The organism is Streptococcus pyogenes (genome assembly GCF_002055535.1).
GTDB lineage: Bacteria > Bacillota > Bacilli > Lactobacillales > Streptococcaceae > Streptococcus > Streptococcus pyogenes.
On record NZ_LN831034.1, the window covers coordinates 607,363 to 627,782 of the forward strand.

The window sequence follows — 20,420 nt, forward strand, 5'->3', positions numbered from 1 at the left end:
TAAGCATGTATCGAATGCTATAAAGCTGTCTTGTTCGCTATCAGGGGTGCTTGTGATGTTATGTCAGATCAAACAAGTCTTTAATTGGGTGACTTAACAGATTAAAAGAAAAGATCTAATCGTGTTACTTGATAGTATAATTAATGCAAACAGAAAGTGTATCCCAATTCATAGTCTCAGGTGGAGGTTAATATTCAAAAATAAAATCTTGTTGTTGTCTTAAACTAATCACATTAAAAGGAGATATCATGATTAACAAGAAATGTATAATACCTGTTTCATTGTTGACACTAGCTATTACGCTTACTAGTGTTGAAGAAGTTACTTCACGCCAAAATTTGACTTATGCCAATGAAATCGTAACACAAAGGCCAAAGAGAGAATCTGTTATTAGTGATAAATCGAATTTTCCCGTCATATCACCTTACCTAGCAAGTGTGGATTTTGGTGAGAGAAAAACACCTTTGCCAACACCTGATAAAGGAGTAAAAGTAACTACTGAACAGTCTATTGCTCAAGTAAGAAAGGGGCCTGAAGAAAGACCCTATACTGTTACTGGCAAGATTACGAGTGTGATCAATGGCTGGGGAGGCTATGGCTTTTATATTCAAGATAGTGAAGGTATTGGACTTTATGTTTATCCTCAAAAAGATTTAGGATACAGTAAGGGAGATATTGTTCAATTAACAGGTACACTTACTCGCTTTAAAGGTGATTTACAACTCCAACAGGTGACTGCACACAAAAAGTTAGAGTTATCTTTTCCGACTTCTGTTAAAGAAGCAGTAATATCAGAATTAGAAACAACAACACCCTCAACATTAGTTAAGTTATCTCACGTGACAGTTGGAGAATTATCAACTGATCAATATAACAACACATCTTTCCTTGTAAGGGATGATAGTGGTAAAAGTATAGTTGTTCATATAGATCATCGTACAGGGGTTAAAGGGGCTGATGTTGTTACTAAAATAAGTCAGGGTGATTTGATTAACCTCACAGCCATATTGTCTATTGTTGATGGTCAATTACAATTAAGACCGTTTTCTCTTGAACAATTGGAAGTGGTTAAAAAGGTCACAAGCTCAAATAGTGATGCTTCATCTCGTAATATTGTGAAAATAGGCGAGATTCAAGGAGCTAGTCATACGTCGCCACTTCTCAAAAAAGCGGTCACCGTAGAACAGGTTGTTGTCACTTATTTAGACGATTCCACTCATTTTTATGTTCAAGATCTTAATGGTGATGGTGATTTAGCGACTTCAGATGGTATTCGTGTTTTTGCTAAAAACGCTAAGGTTCAAGTCGGCGATGTTTTGACCATTTCAGGTGAAGTGGAAGAATTCTTTGGTCGTGGTTATGAGGAACGTAAGCAGACTGACCTTACCATCACCCAAATTGTGGCTAAAGCAGTGACCAAAACAGGGACAGCTCAAGTTCCATCACCGCTTGTTTTAGGGAAAGATCGTATCGCGCCAGCCAATATTATTGATAATGATGGCTTGCGTGTGTTTGATCCAGAAGAAGACGCTATTGATTATTGGGAATCAATGGAAGGCATGTTAGTGGCGGTTGATGATGCTAAAATCCTTGGTCCAATGAAAAATAAAGAAATTTATGTCTTACCTGGCTCTAGTACAAGACCGTTAAATAATTCAGGTGGAGTATTACTTCCAGCTAATTCTTATAACACAGATGTGATTCCTGTTCTTTTCAAAAAAGGCAAACAAATTATTAAAGCAGGAGACTCTTACAAAGGAAGATTAGCTGGGCCAGTATCTTATAGCTATGGTAATTACAAGGTCTTTGTTGATGACAGCAAAAACATGCCAAGTTTAATGGATGGTCATCTAAAACCTGAAAAAACAAACTTGCAAAAAGACCTTAGCAAGTTAAGCATTGCTTCTTACAATATTGAAAACTTCTCAGCCAATCCTTCTTCAACTAAAGATGAGAAGGTCAAACGGATTGCCGAATCCTTTATTCATGATCTGAATGCTCCAGACATTATTGGATTAATTGAAGTCCAAGATAATAATGGGCCGACTGATGATGGGACAACGGATGCGACACAAAGCGCGCAACGCCTCATTGATGCTATTAAAAAACTAGGTGGCCCAACTTATCGTTATGTTGATATTGCTCCAGAAAATAATGTTGACGGAGGTCAACCAGGTGGTAATATTCGAACAGGATTCCTTTATCAACCAGAGCGCGTCAGCCTTTCTGATAAGCCAAAAGGCGGTGCTCGTGATGCTCTAACTTGGGTTAATGGAGAATTAAACCTTAGTGTTGGTCGAATTGATCCAACTAACGCCGCTTGGAAAGATGTTCGTAAATCACTAGCAGCAGAATTTATCTTCCAAGGTCGTAAAGTCGTTGTTGTTGCAAATCATTTGAACTCTAAGCGTGGGGATAATGCTCTTTATGGTTGTGTGCAACCAGTCACTTTTAAATCTGAGCAAAGACGTCACGTCTTGGCTAATATGCTAGCACAATTTGCGAAAGAAGGGGCAAAACACCAAGCTAATATTGTGATGCTAGGTGACTTTAATGATTTTGAATTCACAAAGACGATTCAATTAATCGAAGAAGGTGACATGGTTAACTTGGTGAGCCGACATGATATTTCAGATCGGTATTCTTATTTTCACCAAGGCAATAATCAGACCCTTGATAATATATTAGTTTCACGCCATTTACTTGATCACTACGAATTTGACATGGTTCATGTGAATTCCCCATTTATGGAAGCTCACGGACGCGCATCAGATCATGATCCATTGTTACTTCAATTATCATTTTCCAAAGAAAATGATAAGGCAGAGTCTTCTAAACAAAGTGTAAAAGCTAAAAAAACTTCAAAAGGAAAACTGTTGCCAAAAACAGGAGATAGTCTTGTTTATGTGATAACGCTACTAGGAACGGCTAGTTTATTAGTGCCTATTTTATTATTGACTAAAGGCAAAAAGGAATCATAGCGATTTGAAGAATTGCAGTTCATAAAGAGTCGTTAAAGGTTTGATATACTTACGTTAGATCTTAAGCTAAAATGGATGACTATATAAAAACTAAGATTGATAACAAAAGAAGATAACAATAAGACAGCTTTACTTGCTAAAGACTTTTGTCAAGCTAATTGTTTTATGGTACAATGTAACCGTTGCTTTGCAACCCTTGGTGCTTAGTTCCCTTTCACCAAGCATATTAGAAACGTAGATAGCTTTTGAGAGTTATCCAGACGTTAAAGGAGAAAAAATGACAAAATTGACTGTACACGACTATGTTCACATTGGGCTAGTAGCTGCCTTGTATGTTGTCTTAACTATTACCCCGCCTTTAAATGCGATTTCTTATGGGATGTATCAATTTAGAATATCTGAAATGATGAATTTCTTAGCTTTTTATCATCGCAAGTATATTATTGCGGTGACTCTTGGATGTATGATTGCTAACTTTTATAGTTTCGGACTGATTGATGTCTTTGTAGGCGGCGGTTCAACTCTTATTTTTGTGACCTTAGGTGTTATTTTGTTTAGTAAGTATCAAAAAGATTATCTTTTTAATGGTATTTTTAATAAAGCTTTTGTTTACTTTTCTTTCTTTTTTGCAACTTCCATGTTTACTGTAGCAATCGAACTTTACTTCTTTGGAGCACCATTTTTATTAACATGGTTTACAACTGCGTTAGGAGAATTAGTATCTCTGCTCATAGGATCACTTATTATTGATAAGTTGTCTCAAAGAATTTCCTTTTAGTAATGCATCATACTCAAAAGAGTTGGGTCAATACCCTTCTCTTTTTTATGTTGTTTGTAATGTTAAAATCGTTCTAGATAGAAATATTTAACACTTTAGCTAATAGTACCATATGGAGTGGCCAACGATTACTTTTGATGTTGTTATGATATAGAAATAGCTCATTTGTTATCTTTTATGATAAAATAAAAGTATGAAAAAACGCATAAAAGAATTAACAGATCTTCTTAACCGTTACCGTTATGACTATTATACTAAAGATGCCCCATCAGTTTCTGACAGTGACTATGATAAGCTTTATCGTGAACTGGTGACTTTAGAGCAGTCATATCCCGAGTATGTCTTGCAAGATAGCCCAACGCAGCAGGTTGGAGGGACTATTTTAAAGGGGTTTGAAAAATATCGACATCAGTATCCGCTTTTTAGTTTGCAGGATGCTTTTTCACGTGAGGAGCTGGATGCTTTTGATAAGCGCGTCAAGGCCGAATTTCCGAATGCCACCTATCTAGCAGAGTTAAAAATTGATGGTTTATCTATTTCCTTGAGTTATGAGAATGGCTTCTTACAGGTTGGAGCAACACGGGGTGATGGCAATATCGGTGAAAATATCACAGAAAATATCAAAAAAATAAAGGATATTCCTTACCAATTGAGTGAGCCTTTAACCATCACCGTTCGAGGAGAGGCTTACATGTCTCGTCAGTCCTTTAAAGCGATCAATGAAGCACGCCAAGAAAATGGGGAGACTGAATTTGCTAATCCTAGAAATGCTGCCGCTGGGACACTAAGGCAGCTAGATACGTCAGTGGTTGCTAAGCGTCAACTAGCCACTTTTTTGTATCAAGAAGCTAGTCCGACAGCTAGAAATCAACAAAATGAGGTCTTAGCAGAATTAGCAGATCTAGGTTTTTCAGTAAATCCGTATTATCAACTCACATCGTCTATGGATGAGATTTGGGATTTTATCAAAACTATTGAGGCAAAAAGAGATCAATTAGCTTATGACATAGATGGCGTTGTTATTAAAGTTAATAGCCTAGCCATGCAAGAAGAGCTAGGGTTTACGGTTAAAGCTCCACGCTGGGCCATTGCTTACAAATTTCCAGCAGAAGAAAAAGAGGCAGAAATCCTTTCGGTTGACTGGACAGTGGGACGAACAGGCGTGGTCACACCTACAGCGAATCTAACTCCTGTGCAACTAGCGGGGACAACCGTGAGTCGTGCAACCCTACATAATGTGGATTATATTGCCGAAAAAGATATCCGTATTGGCGATACAGTGATTGTATATAAGGCAGGGGACATTATTCCTGCTGTCTTAAATGTCGTTATGAGTAAGCGGAACCAGCAAGAAGTCATGCTTATTCCTAAACTATGCCCATCTTGTGGTAGTGAATTAGTTCATTTTGAAGATGAGGTTGCTTTGCGTTGTATTAATCCGTTGTGTCCTAGTTTGATTCAGCGAAGTTTGGAGCATTTTGCAAGTCGTGATGCCATGAACATTACTGGGCTGGGACCAGCTATTGTGGAAAAACTATTTTTAGCGGGGTTTGTTCATGATGTTGCTGATATTTACCAGTTGACCAAAGAAGATTTCATGCAATTAGATGGCATCAAAGAAAAGTCAGCTGATAAATTGCTCGCTGCGATTGAGGCTTCTAAATCAAATTCAGCTGAAAAACTGTTATTTGGTCTAGGAATTCGTCATATTGGCTCTAAGGTTAGTCGCTTAATTTTAGAGGTATACGGAGATATTTCTGCTCTTTTAACCGCTAAAGAAGAGGAAATCGCAAGGATAGATGGTCTTGGCTCAACGATTGCTCAATCACTTACTCAATACTTTGAACAAAAAACGGCTGCGATTTTAGTAGACGAGTTAAAGACAGCAGGTGTCAACATGCATTACTCAGGTCAAAAAGTTAATAGTGACGCAGCGCTTTTTGGTCTAACTGTTGTTTTAACTGGCAAATTAAATCAGCTGAACCGAAATGAGGCCAAAGATAAATTAGAGGCATTAGGTGCCAAAGTTACTGGAAGTGTATCTAAGAAAACAGATTTAGTTATTGCAGGTAGTGACGCTGGTTCTAAGCTAGAAAAAGCAAAGAGCTTAGGAATTCGGATTGAAGATGAAGATTGGCTACGCCAGCTTTAAGTGAGGTAATGTTATGAAAAAACAATTGAGAGCACGTCTCATTTATAATCCAACGTCAGGACAAGAACTTATGAGAAAAAGTGTTCCTGAAGTTTTAGACATATTAGAAGGGTTCGGGTATGAAACATCTGCCTTTCAAACAACAGCCCAAAAGAACTCTGCTCTAAATGAAGCAAGAAGAGCGGCAAAGGCAGGTTTTGACTTATTGATTGCTGCTGGAGGTGATGGCACTATTAACGAAGTGGTCAATGGAATTGCTCCCTTGAAAAAGCGCCCTAAAATGGCCATTATTCCAACAGGTACCACTAATGATTTTGCTAGAGCATTAAAAGTACCAAGAGGAAATCCGAGCCAAGCAGCAAAACTTATCGGAAAAAATCAGACTATCCAGATGGATATTGGTAGAGCTAAGAAAGATACTTATTTCATCAATATTGCTGCAGCAGGAAGTTTGACGGAATTAACTTACAGTGTACCAAGTCAGTTAAAAACGATGTTTGGATACTTGGCTTATCTTGCTAAAGGAGTAGAACTGCTCCCAAGAGTTAGCAATGTGCCTGTTAAAATTACGCATGACAAAGGCGTCTTTGAAGGTCAAGTTTCTATGATTTTTGCAGCTATTACCAATTCTGTTGGGGGATTTGAAATGATTGCTCCTGATGCAAAACTAGATGACGGTATGTTTACGCTCATTTTAATAAAGACAGCAAATCTTTTTGAAATTGTACATCTTTTGCGTTTGATTTTGGATGGTGGTAAGCATATTACAGATCGCCGTGTCGAATACATTAAGACCAGTAAAATAGTCATTGAACCCCAATGTGGTAAGCGAATGATGATTAATTTAGATGGCGAGTACGGAGGAGATGCTCCAATTACATTAGAGAACCTAAAAAATCATATCACTTTTTTTGCAGATACTGATTTGATTTCTGATGACGCTTTAGTCTTAGATCAGGACGAATTGGAAATTGAGGAAATCGTAAAGAAATTTGCTCATGAAGTAGAAGACTTAGGACAAGAATTAGAAGAATAATACAATAGTTATTAGCTACTGACAGTTTAGTCAAATGCACTACTATCTAGAATCTAAGATTTTTAAATCAATTGAGGTAGTGTTTTTTGATGCGCTCAAAGAGTCAATTTATTCATATGAGGGGCCTATTTGAGGTCTCTCTTTTTTGATCATATGCAAGAAAATGCCATGTTTTAGGGGTGTTATTATACCCTTTTTGGAATCTTGTTGCCTTTTTGTTATAATAAGAGTGTAATTCTATTTTTAAAAAGATCTTAACAAAGACAGACTCGTTTATCAAAAAGGTTAGTATTAGTCTAAGAAAGCGTACCCAGACTAAAGAAATCTGTTGACATTCTTAATTTTAAGGAATAGAATAGCAAAGTAAAAAAAATTTTAAGGAGTATTCTACTATGAATCCTATTTTCGCATTGGCTTTGGCCTGTTTTGGTGTTTCTCTTGCTGAAGGTTTCTTGATGGCAAATCTTTTCAAAGCAGCTTCTCGCCAACCAGAAATCATTGGTCAATTACGTTCATTAATGATCTTGGGTGTTGCCTTTATCGAAGGTACTTTCTTCGTTACCCTTGTTATGGCCTTCATTCTTAAATAACAGCCTATTTTATAATAGAAAAGGAGGGTGTTAGATGGAAGAAGCTAAAATACCTATGCTGAAGCTTGGTCCAATAACCTTTAATTTGACCCTACTTGCTGTTTGTATTGTCACAATTGCGATTGTCTTTGCCTTTGTTTTTTGGGCAAGTCGCCAAATGAAATTGAAACCAGAAGGGAAGCAAACTGCTTTAGAATATTTAATCAGTTTTGTGGATGGTATTGGAGAAGAGCACTTAGATCATAATCTACAAAAATCTTATTCGCTGTTACTCTTTACCATTTTTCTCTTTGTGGCTGTCGCTAATAATTTAGGGTTATTTACTAAGTTAGAGACAGTTAATGGCTATAACCTATGGACCTCGCCAACAGCCAATCTGGCTTTTGACCTTGCTCTATCTCTTTTTATTACCTTAATGGTACACATTGAAGGGGTTAGACGGCGTGGCTTGGTTGCCCATTTGAAACGTTTGGCTACACCGTGGCCAATGACTCCGATGAATTTATTAGAAGAGTTCACAAATTTCTTATCACTTGCCATTAGGTTATTCGGTAATATCTTTGCCGGGGAAGTTGTTACAGGTTTGATTGTTCAACTGGCCAATTATCGAGTTTATTGGTGGCCGATTGCTTTCCTAGTCAATATGGCGTGGACAGCCTTTTCAGTCTTTATTTCCTGCATACAGGCTTTCGTTTTCACAAAACTGACAGCGACCTATCTAGGAAAGAAAGTCAATGAATCAGAAGAATAAGGAAGGAGAACAAACGAATGTCAATCACATTTGGTGAACTCGTTGGGAATTTTATTCTAGTAACAGGTTCTGTAATCGTCTTGTTACTCTTGATCAAAAAATTCGCTTGGGGTGCGATTGAATCGATTTTACAGACACGCTCACAACAAATCTCTCGAGATATTGATCAGGCTGAGCAATCACGTCTAAGTGCTCAACAGTTAGAGGCAAAAAGTCAAGCTAACCTAGATGCTAGTCGTTTACAAGCAAGTAAAATCATTAGTGATGCCAAAGAAATTGGTCAATTACAAGGTGATAAATTGGTGGCAGAAGCTACTGATGAAGCAAAACGCTTGAAAGAAAAAGCGTTGACAGATATTGAACAAAGCAAATCAGACGCTATTTCAGCAGTCAAAACAGAAATGTCTGATTTAACGGTTCTTTTAGCGGAAAAAATTATGGGAGCCAATCTTGATAAGACGGCGCAAAGCCAGCTTATTGACAGTTATCTTGATGACTTAGGAGAAGCTTAATGACCAAAAAAGAACAGGCTCTTATCGAGCAATATGCAAAAAGCCTTGTTGAGGTGGCGAGTGAACATCATTCTCTTGATGCCTTACAAGCTGATGTGCTTGCGATTTTAGAGACGTTTGTAACAACTAATCTTGATCAAAGTCTATCAAGTCAAGCTGTTCCGCATGCTGAAAAAATAAAATTGCTAACCTTATTAAAGGGAAATAATTCTGTTTATATGAATAATTTCTTGAATCTCATTTTACAAAACGAACGTGAAGCTTATTTGTATCAAATGCTTCAGGCTGTTTTAAATGAAATTGCAATAGTTTCAAATCAGTATGATGTGACTGTTACCTCATCACTACCTTTGACTGAGGAGCAAAAAAGCCGTGTTCGAGCAGTTGTTGCAAAGAAATTTGCTGTAACAGCGGGTCGTTTAATTGAAAAAGTAGATCCTTCGCTTATTGGAGGATTTATTATCAGCGTCAATAATAAAGTAATTGATACCAGTATTCGTCGTCAATTGCAAGCATTTAAAATGAATTTAAAATAGAAAGTGGTGTGACTTTTGGCAATTAATGCACAAGAAATTAGCGCTTTAATTAAAAAGCAAATTGAGAACTTCCAGCCAAATTTCGATGTCACAGAAACTGGGATCGTTACCTATATTGGTGACGGTATTGCACGTGCCCGTGGATTAGATAATGCCATGAGTGGTGAACTTCTTGAATTTGAAAATGGTGCCTACGGGATGGCTCAAAACCTTGAGTCAAATGATGTGGGTATTATTATTCTTGGTGATTTTTCAGCAATCCGTGAAGGAGATGTGGTTAAGCGCACCGGTAAAATCATGGAAGTACCAGTTGGTGAAGCTCTCATTGGACGTGTGGTAAACCCACTTGGACAACCAGTTGATGGCTTGGGAGATATTGAAACAACTGGCTTTAGACCAGTAGAAACGCCAGCTCCTGGTGTTATGCAGCGTAAATCCGTTTCTGAACCCTTACAAACTGGATTAAAAGCAATTGATGCTTTGGTTCCAATTGGTCGTGGGCAACGTGAGTTGATTATCGGAGACCGTCAAACAGGAAAAACATCCGTAGCTATTGATGCGATTTTGAACCAAAAAGGTCAAGACATGATTTGTATCTATGTGGCTATTGGTCAAAAAGAATCAACCGTTCGTACACAAGTTGAAACCCTTCGCCGTTACGGTGCCTTGGATTATACTATTGTTGTGACAGCGTCAGCCTCACAACCATCACCATTGCTCTTTATCGCTCCTTATGCGGGTGTTGCCATGGCTGAAGAATTTATGTACCAAGGCAAGCATGTCTTGATTGTCTATGATGATTTATCAAAACAAGCGGTGGCTTATCGTGAATTGTCTCTCTTGCTTCGTCGTCCACCAGGTCGTGAGGCTTACCCAGGGGATGTTTTCTACTTGCATAGCCGTCTTTTGGAACGCTCTGCAAAAGTTTCTGATGACTTAGGTGGAGGTTCTATCACAGCTCTACCATTTATCGAAACACAGGCCGGAGATATCTCTGCATATATTGCGACTAACGTTATTTCGATTACAGACGGACAAATCTTCTTGCAAGAGAACCTCTTTAATTCAGGAATTCGTCCAGCGATTGATGCAGGATCATCTGTCTCACGTGTAGGTGGTTCCGCTCAAATTAAAGCGATGAAAAAGGTTGCTGGTACTCTTCGTTTGGATTTGGCTTCCTATCGTGAATTAGAAGCCTTTACCCAATTTGGTTCGGACCTTGATGCTGCAACACAAGCAAAACTTAATCGTGGTCGCCGTACGGTTGAAATCTTGAAGCAACCATTGCATAAACCGTTACCTGTTGAAAAGCAAGTCGTTATTCTTTATGCCCTTACTCATGGTTTCTTAGATGATGTTCCTGTAGATGATATTTTGGCTTTTGAAGAAGCTCTTTACGACTACTTTGACGTTCATTACAATGATTTATTTGAAACTATCCGTACCACAAAAGACCTTCCTGAAGAAGCTGCCCTTGATGCCGCTATTAAAGCGTTTAAAGAACACTCAAACTTTAAGTCATAGAGGGAGGATACTAGTATGGCAGGCTCTCTAAGTGAAATTAAAGCTAAAATTATTTCAACTGAGAAAACAAGTAAAATCACTAGTGCCATGCGTATGGTTTCTTCTGCAAAACTTGTTAAATCTGAGCAAGCAGCTCGTGATTTTCAAATTTACGCCTCAAAAATTCGCCAGATTACTACAGATTTATTGAAATCAGAATTAACCATAGGATCTGATAATCCGATGTTGGTGTCTCGTCCTGTCAAAAAAACAGGCTATATTGTCATCACGTCTGATAAAGGACTTGTTGGAGGTTACAATTCAAAAATCTTGAAATCTGTTATGGATATGATTACAGAGTACCATGCTGATGGTGACTATGAAATCATTTCTATTGGTAGTGTTGGTTCAGACTTCTTCAAAGCAAGAGGGATGAATGTGGCTTTTGAACTTCGTGGACTTGCGGATCAACCAAGTTTTGAACAAGTGAGACAAATCATTTCACAATCCGTTGACATGTTTGTCAATGAGATTTTTGATGAGTTATATGTCTGTTACAATCACCATGTGAATAGCTTAACCAGCCAAGTCCGTGTTCAACAGATGTTGCCAATTTCTGACTTGGTTGCTGATGAAGCAGCAGAAGAAGGTGTTACTGGGTTTGAATTGGAACCTAATCGTCATGATATTTTAGATCAATTGTTACCTCAATTCACAGAAAGTTTAATTTATGGGGCTATCATTGATGCTAAAACGGCTGAACATGCAGCAGGTATGACTGCCATGCAGACAGCAACTGATAACGCTAAGAATGTCATTAACGATTTGACCATCCAATATAACCGAGCTCGTCAAGCAGCAATTACACAAGAAATTACTGAAATTGTTGCAGGAGCAAATGCACTAGAATAAAAAATAACGCTGACTAGCGATTAGGTTATTGTCAGCATTCAATTTTATCAATCGAGATAAAATGACTTATGGGACTTTTCTATTGAAAGACTGCTCTTTTCAGTATAAAAGAAGTTAGCAAGACTAACTAAGCCCTGACTATCGAATATAAGGAGAAATGAATGAGCTCAGGCAAAATTGCTCAGGTTGTTGGTCCAGTAGTAGACGTTATGTTTGCTAGCGGGGACAAACTTCCAGAGATTAATAATGCATTGATTGTTTATAAAGATAGTGATAAAAAGCAAAAAATCGTCCTTGAAGTTGCTCTGGAACTTGGTGACGGTATGGTGCGAACAATCGCTATGGAATCAACTGATGGGCTTACACGTGGGTTAGAAGTTCTTGACACTGGTCGTGCGATTAGCGTACCAGTAGGTAAAGAAACTTTGGGACGCGTCTTTAATGTACTTGGAGAAACCATTGACTTGGAAGAACCATTTGCAGAAGACGTTGACCGTCAGCCGATCCATAAAAAAGCACCATCGTTTGATGAATTATCAACATCATCAGAAATTCTTGAAACTGGTATCAAGGTAATTGACCTTCTTGCCCCTTACCTTAAAGGTGGTAAAGTTGGACTTTTCGGTGGTGCCGGAGTTGGTAAGACTGTCCTTATCCAAGAATTAATCCACAATATCGCCCAAGAACACGGAGGTATTTCAGTATTTACCGGTGTTGGTGAGCGAACACGTGAAGGAAATGACCTTTACTGGGAAATGAAAGAATCAGGCGTTATTGAGAAAACTGCCATGGTTTTTGGTCAAATGAATGAGCCGCCTGGGGCACGTATGCGTGTAGCCCTTACTGGTTTAACCATTGCTGAGTATTTCCGTGATGTAGAAGGCCAAGATGTTTTGCTCTTTATTGATAATATCTTCCGTTTCACTCAGGCAGGTTCAGAAGTATCAGCCCTCTTAGGCCGTATGCCTTCTGCTGTTGGTTACCAACCGACCCTTGCTACTGAAATGGGACAATTGCAAGAACGTATTACGTCAACTCAAAAAGGATCTGTTACTTCTATCCAAGCGATTTATGTGCCAGCCGATGACTATACTGACCCAGCGCCAGCAACTGCATTTGCTCACTTGGATTCAACAACTAACCTTGAGCGTAAATTGACTCAAATGGGTATTTACCCTGCGGTTGACCCATTGGCTTCAAGTTCACGGGCCTTATCACCTGAAATTGTTGGTGAAGAGCACTATGCTGTGGCAACAGAGGTTCAACGTGTACTTCAGCGCTACCGTGAATTACAAGACATCATCGCTATTTTGGGGATGGATGAATTATCAGATGAAGAAAAAACATTGGTTGGACGTGCGCGTCGTATCCAGTTCTTCTTATCACAAAACTTTAATGTTGCTGAACAATTTACAGGTCTTCCTGGTTCTTACGTGCCAGTTGCTGATACAGTTCGCGGCTTTAAAGAAATTCTTGAAGGAAAATACGATGAACTTCCAGAAGATGCCTTCCGTTCAGTTGGTCCAATCGAGGATGTGATTAAAAAAGCCGAAAAAATGGGCTTTTAATGAGGTGATGCCATGACACAAATGACTGTTCAAGTGGTAACGCCAGATGGAATCAAATATGATCACCATGCTAAATTTATTTCGGTAACAACACCAGATGGGGAAATGGGGATTTTACCTAATCACATCAATTTGATTGCACCTTTGCAAGTTCATGAAATGAAAATTCGCCGAGGTGGTGAAGATGAAAAAGTGGACTGGATTGCAATCAATGGTGGTATTATTGAAATCAAGGATAATGTGGTTACCATTGTCGCTGATTCTGCAGAACGTGACCGTGATATCGATGTCAGCCGAGCAGAGCGAGCAAAACTAAGAGCAGAACGTGAAATTGCACAGGCTGAAACAACCCATAATATTGATGAGGTTCGTCGTGCCAAGGTTGCCTTGCGCCGCGCTTTGAATCGTATCAACGTTAGTAAAAAATAAGTGGTGTTGATAAAAGACAAGGATAAGTAAGAAAGGTTTTTAACCTATTATTTTGTTTACTGATTCTTTTTAACATCAGTTTCTGAGAGTTTGACCATACTACCTTCTCTAAACACGTTATTATTGTTGAGAGGAGTTATATGGGGGAACTCTTTTTTGTATCCACGTTGTTAGTAGAAACTCAGTAATGACGCTTAATATATTTTTAGGCTATCAACTTAGTCAGAGAAGATGTCAACTTAATTGATAAGTTGGACGGATCAAGATGGTATGTTATAATAATCCTATGGAATTATTAATGAAGATCATTGCCTTTTCGTGTCATTTATTTTTTATTGGCCTTAGTTACCAATTATTGATTAGTGTGATTGACTGGACAAAATTTAGTCATTATCATCCAGAAAATCTTGGCCGGCTACGACTTTTTGTCTTTTTATTAGCTACTGCCCTAGGGTATTTGGTGAGCCATTGTATGCTGGAATTGCTTCAAATTAGCCAGACGCTCTTTTTTGAGTTCCGCTAATACTGGAATAAAAGAAGTATGGTATAATTTTACTACGACTAAGAGATAGATAAGGGAGAAAATTGTGGATAAAATAATCATTGAAGGTGGTCAAACACGCTTAGAAGGAGAAGTTGTTATTGAGGGTGCTAAAAACGCAGTTCTTCCTTTACTGGCAGCATCTATTTTACCTTCAAAAGGAAAAACAATTCTTAGAAACGTTCCTATTCTATCTGATGTTTTTACCATGAATAACGTGGTACGTGGTTTAGATATTCGTGTTGATTTTAATGAAGCAGCTAACGAAATCACAGTTGATGCCTCAGGACACATTTTAGATGAAGCCCCTTACGAGTACGTGAGCCAAATGCGTGCCTCTATTGTTGTTTTAGGACCAATTTTGGCACGTAATGGCCACGCAAAAGTATCAATGCCTGGAGGCTGTACGATTGGCAGTAGGCCTATTAATTTGCACTTAAAAGGATTAGAGGCTATGGGGGCAACGATTACTCAAAAAGGTGGAGATATTACCGCTCAAGCAGATCGACTGCAAGGTGCCATGATTTATATGGACTTCCCATCTGTAGGAGCTACCCAAAACTTGATGATGGCTGCCACTTTAGCTGATGGTGTGACCACTATTGAAAATGCTGCTCGTGAGCCTGAAATTGTTGATTTAGCTCAATTTTTGAATAAAATGGGAGCTAGAATTCGTGGTGCTGGAACAGAGACGTTAACGATAACAGGTGTCACGCATTTACGAGGCGTAGAACATGATGTTGTTCAAGATCGTATAGAAGCCGGTACATTTATGGTTGCAGCGGCGATGACTTCAGGCAATGTTTTGATTAGAGATGCTGTTTGGGAACATAATCGTCCATTGATTTCAAAATTAATGGAAATGGGTGTTTCTGTAACAGAAGAAGAATACGGTATTCGCGTTCAAGCAAACACGCCAAAGCTCAAACCTGTAACGGTTAAAACCTTGCCTCATCCAGGTTTTCCAACAGACATGCAAGCTCAATTTACAGCTTTAATGGCAGTGGTCAATGGAGAGTCTACTATGGTTGAAACTGTCTTTGAAAATCGATTTCAACATCTGGAAGAAATGCGACGCATGGGCTTACAATCTGAAATCCTTAGGGAAACTGCCATGATTCATGGTGGAAGACAACTGCAAGGTGCTCCTGTGATGTCAACAGATTTACGTGCCAGTGCTGCCCTTATCTTGACAGGGATTGTTGCTCAAGGAGTTACAATAGTTAATAATTTGGTTCATTTAGATCGTGGCTACTATCAATTTCATGAAAAATTAGCAAAGCTTGGAGCTACTATTAGTCGTAGCAGTGAGGTCTAGCTTATGACAAATGGTTTAAAATATGTCTTAGAACAAATGTTATTACTTTTCATAATTGCTGCCTTGGCGTGTCTTTTTTTAGCCATTGGACTTATGATTGGTTATAGTTTTATGGGAGATGGCCAGAGTCCATGGCATATTTTATCTATGGATAAGTGGGCAGAGTTAGTGAATAAATTTACTGGAAAGTAGGCCTTGCCTACTTTTTATAGCATCTGAGAGGAAGTATGTTAACAAGGAAAAAACGAAAAAGGGTGCAAGAGCAAAAGGTTCCTAAAAGAGCTAATGCCTTACTTACTAAGTCGACACGACAGTATCGAAATCGCTATCAAACGGATAATGCTTATCGTAACTTTAAGCCAGCAGGTTGGCACCGATTGCACCACTTAAAAGGAAGTTATGATCACGCGGTTGATAGAGGGCATTTGCTAGGTTATGCTTTAGTTGGTGGACTGAAAGGTTTTGATGCTTCTACTGGTAATCCTGATAATATTGCCACTCAACTAAGTTGGGCTAATCAAGCAAATAAACCCTACTTGACAGGTCAGAATTACTATGAAGGTTTAGTACGTCGTGCTTTAGATAAGGGGCATCGCGTCCGCTACCGTGTCACCCTACTTTATGATGGTGATAATCTACTAGCCAGCGGTAGCCATTTGGAGGCTAAATCCTCTGATGACAGCTTGACTTTTAACGTGTTTGTTCCAAATGTCCAAGCAGGATTGACCGTTGACTATCGGACGGGACAAATAGCTATCAATCTCTAAGCGAAAAGTCACTGATTTAAGATTGTCACTAAGCACTTTTTTTGATAGAATAGAACTAATTGAATAAGTGTCTATGAGACTAGTACTAATAGAGAAATTAACAGGGAGTGAGGGCCGTGACTGGAAGCCTTCTTAAGGGAACTATTAGGAATTCACTCAGCTAAAGACAATTAATTAAGGTCTGATAACGTCAGATAAAAACGGATGGTACCGCGTGTCAACGCTCCGCTTATCAAGTGGAGGAGTGGCATGCTTTTTTCATCGCCAAAAGAAGGGAAAACTATGGATTTACAAGCACAATTAGAGGAATTAAAGACAAAAACATTGGAGACCTTACAGTCTTTGACGGGTAATCATACCAAAGAACTGCAAGATTTGCGCGTGGCTGTTCTTGGGAAAAAGGGATCTTTGACAGAATTACTAAAGGGGCTAAAAGACTTGTCTAATGACTTGCGTCCTGTGGTTGGTAAACAGGTGAACGAAGTTCGTGACTTATTGACAAAAGCCTTTGAAGAACAGGCTAAAATTGTAGAAGCTGCTAAAATTCAGGCCCAACTTGATGCTGAAAGCATTGATGTGACTTTACCGGGTCGTCAAATGACTCTGGGGCATCGTCATGTGTTAACACAAACCAGTGAAGAAATCGAAGATATTTTCTTAGGAATGGGTTTTCAGATTGTTGATGGCTTTGAGGTGGAAAAAGATTATTACAACTTTGAGCGCATGAATTTGCCAAAGGATCACCCTGCCCGTGACATGCAAGATACGTTTTATATCACAGAAGAAATCTTGTTACGAACTCACACCAGTCCTGTGCAGGCCCGTACTCTTGATCAACATGATTTTTCAAAAGGGCCTTTAAAAATGGTTTCTCCAGGTCGTGTTTTCCGTCGTGATACTGATGACGCTACCCACTCACATCAATTCCATCAAATTGAAGGTTTGGTTGTGGGCAAAAATATTTCCATGGGAGACCTCAAAGGGACCCTTGAAATGATCATCAAGAAGATGTTCGGTGACGAACGTAGCATTCGTTTGCGCCCGTCATATTTCCCGTTCACAGAACCATCTGTTGAAGTGGATGTTTCTTGCTTTAAATGTGGTGGGAAAGGCTGTAATGTCTGCAAGAAAACAGGATGGATTGAAATTCTTGGTGCTGGTATGGTTCACCCAAGTGTCTTGGAAATGTCAGGTGTTGATGCAAAAGAGTATTCAGGCTTTGCCTTTGGTTTAGGTCAAGAGCGGATTGCCATGTTGCGTTATGGCATTAATGACATTCGTGGTTTCTATCAAGGCGACCAACGTTTCTCTGAACAATTTAACTAAAACGAGTCGTTTGAAGACCTCTGTCAGCTATTTTATCTAAGATTGAGTGAAAGTTGATAGGTAATGATAATAGGTTAATTGTCTAAGGGGAAAGTCCCTCTCGCTTCAACGTCATAAGGGTTTTGACTTGGAACTTAAAATACGAAAGGAAATGACTCAAATCACGGCTTGAGAGCTTTCTCTAGCCGAGTGATTTGGGCACTAAAATTATGTTAGTATCTTATAAATGGTTAAAAGAATTAGTAGATATCGATGTGACACCAGCAGCACTTGCTGAGAAAATGTCGACAACGGGTATCGAGGTAGAAGGAATTGAAGTCCCTGCAGATGGTTTATCAAAACTGGTTGTGGGGCATGTGCTTTCTTGTGAAGATGTGCCAGAGACACATTTGCATTTGTGTCAGGTAGATACAGGTGATGAAACGCCACGTCAAATTGTGTGTGGCGCACCAAATGTGAAAGCAGGGATTAAGGTTATCGTGGCTGTGCCAGGTGCTCGTATTGCGGATAACTATAAAATCAAAAAAGGCAAAATCCGCGGCATGGAATCTCTTGGCATGATTTGTTCCTTGCAAGAACTTGGTTTGTCAGATAGTATTATTCCAAAAGAATTTTCAGATGGTATTCAAATCTTGCCAGAGGAGGCTGTGCCAGGTGATGCTATTTTTAAATACCTGGACTTGGACGATCATATCATTGAATTGTCCATTACACCTAACCGTGCTGATGCGCTTTCTATGCGAGGTGTGGCACATGAAGTCGCAGCTATTTATGGCAAGTCAGTATCATTCCCCCAAAAAAATCTACAAGAATCTGATAAGGCAACTTCAGAAGCCATTGAAGTGGCCATTGCCTCTGATAACGTTCTAACTTACGCTAGCCGTGTCGTTGAAAATGTCAAAGTTAAGCCAAGTCCACAATGGTTGCAAAACCTTTTAATGAATGCTGGTATTCGTCCTATTAATAATGTGGTTGATGTGACCAACTATGTGCTCTTGTATTTTGGTCAACCTATGCATGCTTTTGATTATGATAAATTTGAAGACCATAAGATTGTGGCGCGTGCGGCTCGTCAAGGAGAAAGTTTGGTCACACTTGATGGTGAAAAACGGGATTTGACCACTGAGGATCTTGTTATTACCGTGGCTGACAAACCAGTTGCTTTAGCAGGTGTTATGGGTGGTCAAGCCACTGAAATTGATGCCAACTCTCAGACGGTTGTTCTTGAAGCTGCTGTTTTTGATGGCAAATCGATTCGTAAAACCAGTGGTCGTTTAAACCTTCGTTCGGAATCCTCTTCACGTTTTGAAAAAGGGGTTAACTATGCAACTGTTTTAGAAGCACTTGACTTTGCAGCGGCTATGTTACAAGAATTAGCAGAAGGTCAAGTCTTATCAGGCCATGTTCAAGCTGGACAATTGCCAACAGAACCTGTTGAAGTCTCAACTAGCCTTGACTATGTGAATGTTCGTTTAGGAACAGAATTAACTTTTGCTGATATTCAAAGGATTTTTGACCAACTTGGATTTGGTCTAACAGGAGATGAAACAAGCTTCACGGTAGCTGTTCCTCGGCGTCGTTGGGATGTTAGCATCCCAGCTGACTTGGTGGAAGAAATTGCGCGTATCTATGGTTATGATAAGTTGCCAACAACCTTACCAGAGGCAGGGGGAACGGCTGCAGAATTAACGCCAACACAGGCTCTTCGTCGTAAAGTCCGTGGCTTAGCGGAAGGATTGGGCTTGACTGAAATCATTTCGTATGCTTTGACAACACCAGAGAAAGCTGTTGAGTTTGCAGTGGCACCAAGTCACCTGACAGAACTCATGTGGCCGATGTCTGTGGAGCGTTCAGCACTACGTCAAAATATGGTTTCAGGGATGTTAGATACGGTTGCCTATAATGTGGCTCGTAAACAAAGTAACTTGGCTCTTTATGAAATTGGAAAAATCTTTGAACAAGAAGCTAATCCAAAAGAAGACCTTCCTAATGAAGTGAACCATTTTGCTTTTGCTATTTGTGGCTTAGTGGCACAAAAAGATTTCCAAACCCAAGCTCAGGCAGTGGATTTTTACCATGCTAAAGGTAACTTGGATACTTTATTTGCAAACCTTAACCTCAAGGTTCAATATGTGCCAACCAAAGACCTAGCAAACATGCACCCAGGACGGACAGCGCTTATCCTATTAGATGAGCAAGTGATTGGATTTGTTGGTCAAGTTCATCCAGGAACAGCAAAGGCTTATAGTATTCCAGAAACCTATGTGGCAGAATTGGATATGGCTGCTTTAGAAGCAGCGTTGCCAAGTGATCAAACTTTTGCGGAAATCACAAAATTCCCTGCTATGACACGTGATGTTGCCTTGTTACTTGACCGTGAGGTGAGTCATCAGGCCATTGTAACAGCTATTGAATCAGCAGGTGTAAAACGCTTGACTAGCATTAAACTCTTTGACGTCTATGAAGGAGCAACCATTCAGGCTGGCAAAAAATCAATGGCTTATAGCCTTACTTTCCAAAATCCAAATGACAATTTAACGGATGAAGAAGTTGCCAAATACATGGAGAAAATCACCAAAGCATTGACAGAACAAGTCGGTGCTGAAGTACGCTAAGAAAAAAACTGGGCCTCTAAGGCTCCGTTTTTTTCTGTTATAATAGAGGAAAAAAGAACTCCAGTTCAAATGATTGGAGAAAAACATCAGAAGGTGGAGGAAAAT

The 20,420-nt window shown here is 39.2% G+C and carries 17 protein-coding genes, 1 pseudogene and 1 riboswitch; all 18 genes and pseudogenes read left to right on the forward strand.

Annotated elements, in window-relative coordinates; translation table 11 throughout:
* Positions 1–248 precede the first annotated feature (248 nt).
* The 18 genes and pseudogenes from B6D67_RS03295 (at position 249) to pheT (ending at position 20,315) form a co-directional block, all read left to right on the forward strand.
* Entirely contained in the window at positions 249–2,981 is a 2,733-nt protein-coding gene (locus B6D67_RS03295) for an endonuclease/exonuclease/phosphatase family protein (protein ID WP_010922113.1), read from the forward strand.
* Positions 2,982–3,145: 164 nt separating this feature from the next.
* Positions 3,146–3,261, forward strand: a riboswitch (PreQ1 riboswitch).
* Positions 3,259–3,759: a QueT transporter family protein gene (locus B6D67_RS03300; protein ID WP_002985256.1), complete on the forward strand. Its 501-nt coding sequence runs from the start codon at positions 3,259–3,261 to the stop codon at positions 3,757–3,759. It overlaps the preceding riboswitch by 3 nt.
* Before the next feature lie 193 nt (positions 3,760–3,952).
* Positions 3,953–5,911, forward strand: a complete 1,959-nt coding sequence (ligA, locus tag B6D67_RS03305) for an NAD-dependent DNA ligase LigA (RefSeq protein ID WP_010922115.1) — start codon at positions 3,953–3,955, stop codon at positions 5,909–5,911.
* A gap of 13 nt (positions 5,912–5,924) precedes the next feature.
* Positions 5,925–6,947: a diacylglycerol kinase family lipid kinase gene (locus B6D67_RS03310; protein WP_010922116.1), complete on the forward strand. Its 1,023-nt coding sequence runs from the start codon at positions 5,925–5,927 to the stop codon at positions 6,945–6,947.
* Between the two features lie 392 nt (positions 6,948–7,339).
* Positions 7,340–7,537: a F0F1 ATP synthase subunit C gene (locus B6D67_RS03315; RefSeq protein WP_002985249.1), complete on the forward strand. Its 198-nt coding sequence runs from the start codon at positions 7,340–7,342 to the stop codon at positions 7,535–7,537.
* A gap of 34 nt (positions 7,538–7,571) precedes the next feature.
* Complete coding sequence (atpB, locus tag B6D67_RS03320) at positions 7,572–8,288, forward strand: F0F1 ATP synthase subunit A (RefSeq protein WP_003050130.1); 717 nt, start codon at positions 7,572–7,574, stop codon at positions 8,286–8,288.
* A gap of 17 nt (positions 8,289–8,305) precedes the next feature.
* Positions 8,306–8,800, forward strand: a complete 495-nt coding sequence (gene atpF / locus B6D67_RS03325) for a F0F1 ATP synthase subunit B (RefSeq protein WP_010922117.1) — start codon at positions 8,306–8,308, stop codon at positions 8,798–8,800.
* Positions 8,800–9,336 carry a F0F1 ATP synthase subunit delta gene (locus B6D67_RS03330; RefSeq protein ID WP_010922118.1) on the forward strand — a complete coding sequence of 179 codons (537 nt, stop codon included), beginning with the start codon at positions 8,800–8,802 and terminating at the stop codon, positions 9,334–9,336. The genes atpF and B6D67_RS03330 overlap by 1 nt, the downstream gene beginning before the upstream one ends.
* Before the next feature lie 15 nt (positions 9,337–9,351).
* Positions 9,352–10,860: a F0F1 ATP synthase subunit alpha gene (gene atpA / locus B6D67_RS03335; RefSeq protein ID WP_002985238.1), complete on the forward strand. Its 1,509-nt coding sequence runs from the start codon at positions 9,352–9,354 to the stop codon at positions 10,858–10,860.
* 15 nt (positions 10,861–10,875) lie between these two features.
* Positions 10,876–11,751 (forward strand): F0F1 ATP synthase subunit gamma, encoded by an 876-nt coding sequence (locus B6D67_RS03340; RefSeq protein WP_002985236.1) that lies wholly within the window; start codon positions 10,876–10,878, stop codon positions 11,749–11,751.
* A gap of 161 nt (positions 11,752–11,912) precedes the next feature.
* Positions 11,913–13,319, forward strand: coding sequence for a F0F1 ATP synthase subunit beta (atpD, locus tag B6D67_RS03345; protein ID WP_010922119.1), 1,407 nt, complete (start codon positions 11,913–11,915; stop codon positions 13,317–13,319).
* A 12-nt stretch (positions 13,320–13,331) separates the two neighbouring features.
* On the forward strand, positions 13,332–13,748 hold the full coding sequence (locus tag B6D67_RS03350) for a F0F1 ATP synthase subunit epsilon (protein ID WP_003050138.1): 417 nt from the start codon (positions 13,332–13,334) through the stop codon (positions 13,746–13,748).
* A gap of 298 nt (positions 13,749–14,046) precedes the next feature.
* Entirely contained in the window at positions 14,047–14,271 is a 225-nt protein-coding gene (locus B6D67_RS03355; RefSeq protein ID WP_002985230.1) for a DUF1146 family protein, read from the forward strand.
* 64 nt (positions 14,272–14,335) lie between these two features.
* Positions 14,336–15,607 (forward strand): UDP-N-acetylglucosamine 1-carboxyvinyltransferase, encoded by a 1,272-nt coding sequence (gene murA, locus B6D67_RS03360; RefSeq protein WP_002994428.1) that lies wholly within the window; start codon positions 14,336–14,338, stop codon positions 15,605–15,607.
* A gap of 3 nt (positions 15,608–15,610) precedes the next feature.
* Complete coding sequence (locus tag B6D67_RS03365; RefSeq protein WP_010922120.1) at positions 15,611–15,799, forward strand: DNA-directed RNA polymerase subunit beta; 189 nt, start codon at positions 15,611–15,613, stop codon at positions 15,797–15,799.
* A gap of 50 nt (positions 15,800–15,849) precedes the next feature.
* Positions 15,850–16,374, forward strand: a pseudogene (locus tag B6D67_RS03370) (DNA/RNA non-specific endonuclease); the annotation flags it as partial.
* A 282-nt stretch (positions 16,375–16,656) separates the two neighbouring features.
* Positions 16,657–17,700 (forward strand): phenylalanine--tRNA ligase subunit alpha, encoded by a 1,044-nt coding sequence (pheS, locus tag B6D67_RS03375; protein WP_003061661.1) that lies wholly within the window; start codon positions 16,657–16,659, stop codon positions 17,698–17,700.
* A 209-nt stretch (positions 17,701–17,909) separates the two neighbouring features.
* Entirely contained in the window at positions 17,910–20,315 is a 2,406-nt protein-coding gene (pheT, locus tag B6D67_RS03380) for a phenylalanine--tRNA ligase subunit beta (protein WP_010922122.1), read from the forward strand.
* Positions 20,316–20,420: the final 105 nt, after the last annotated feature.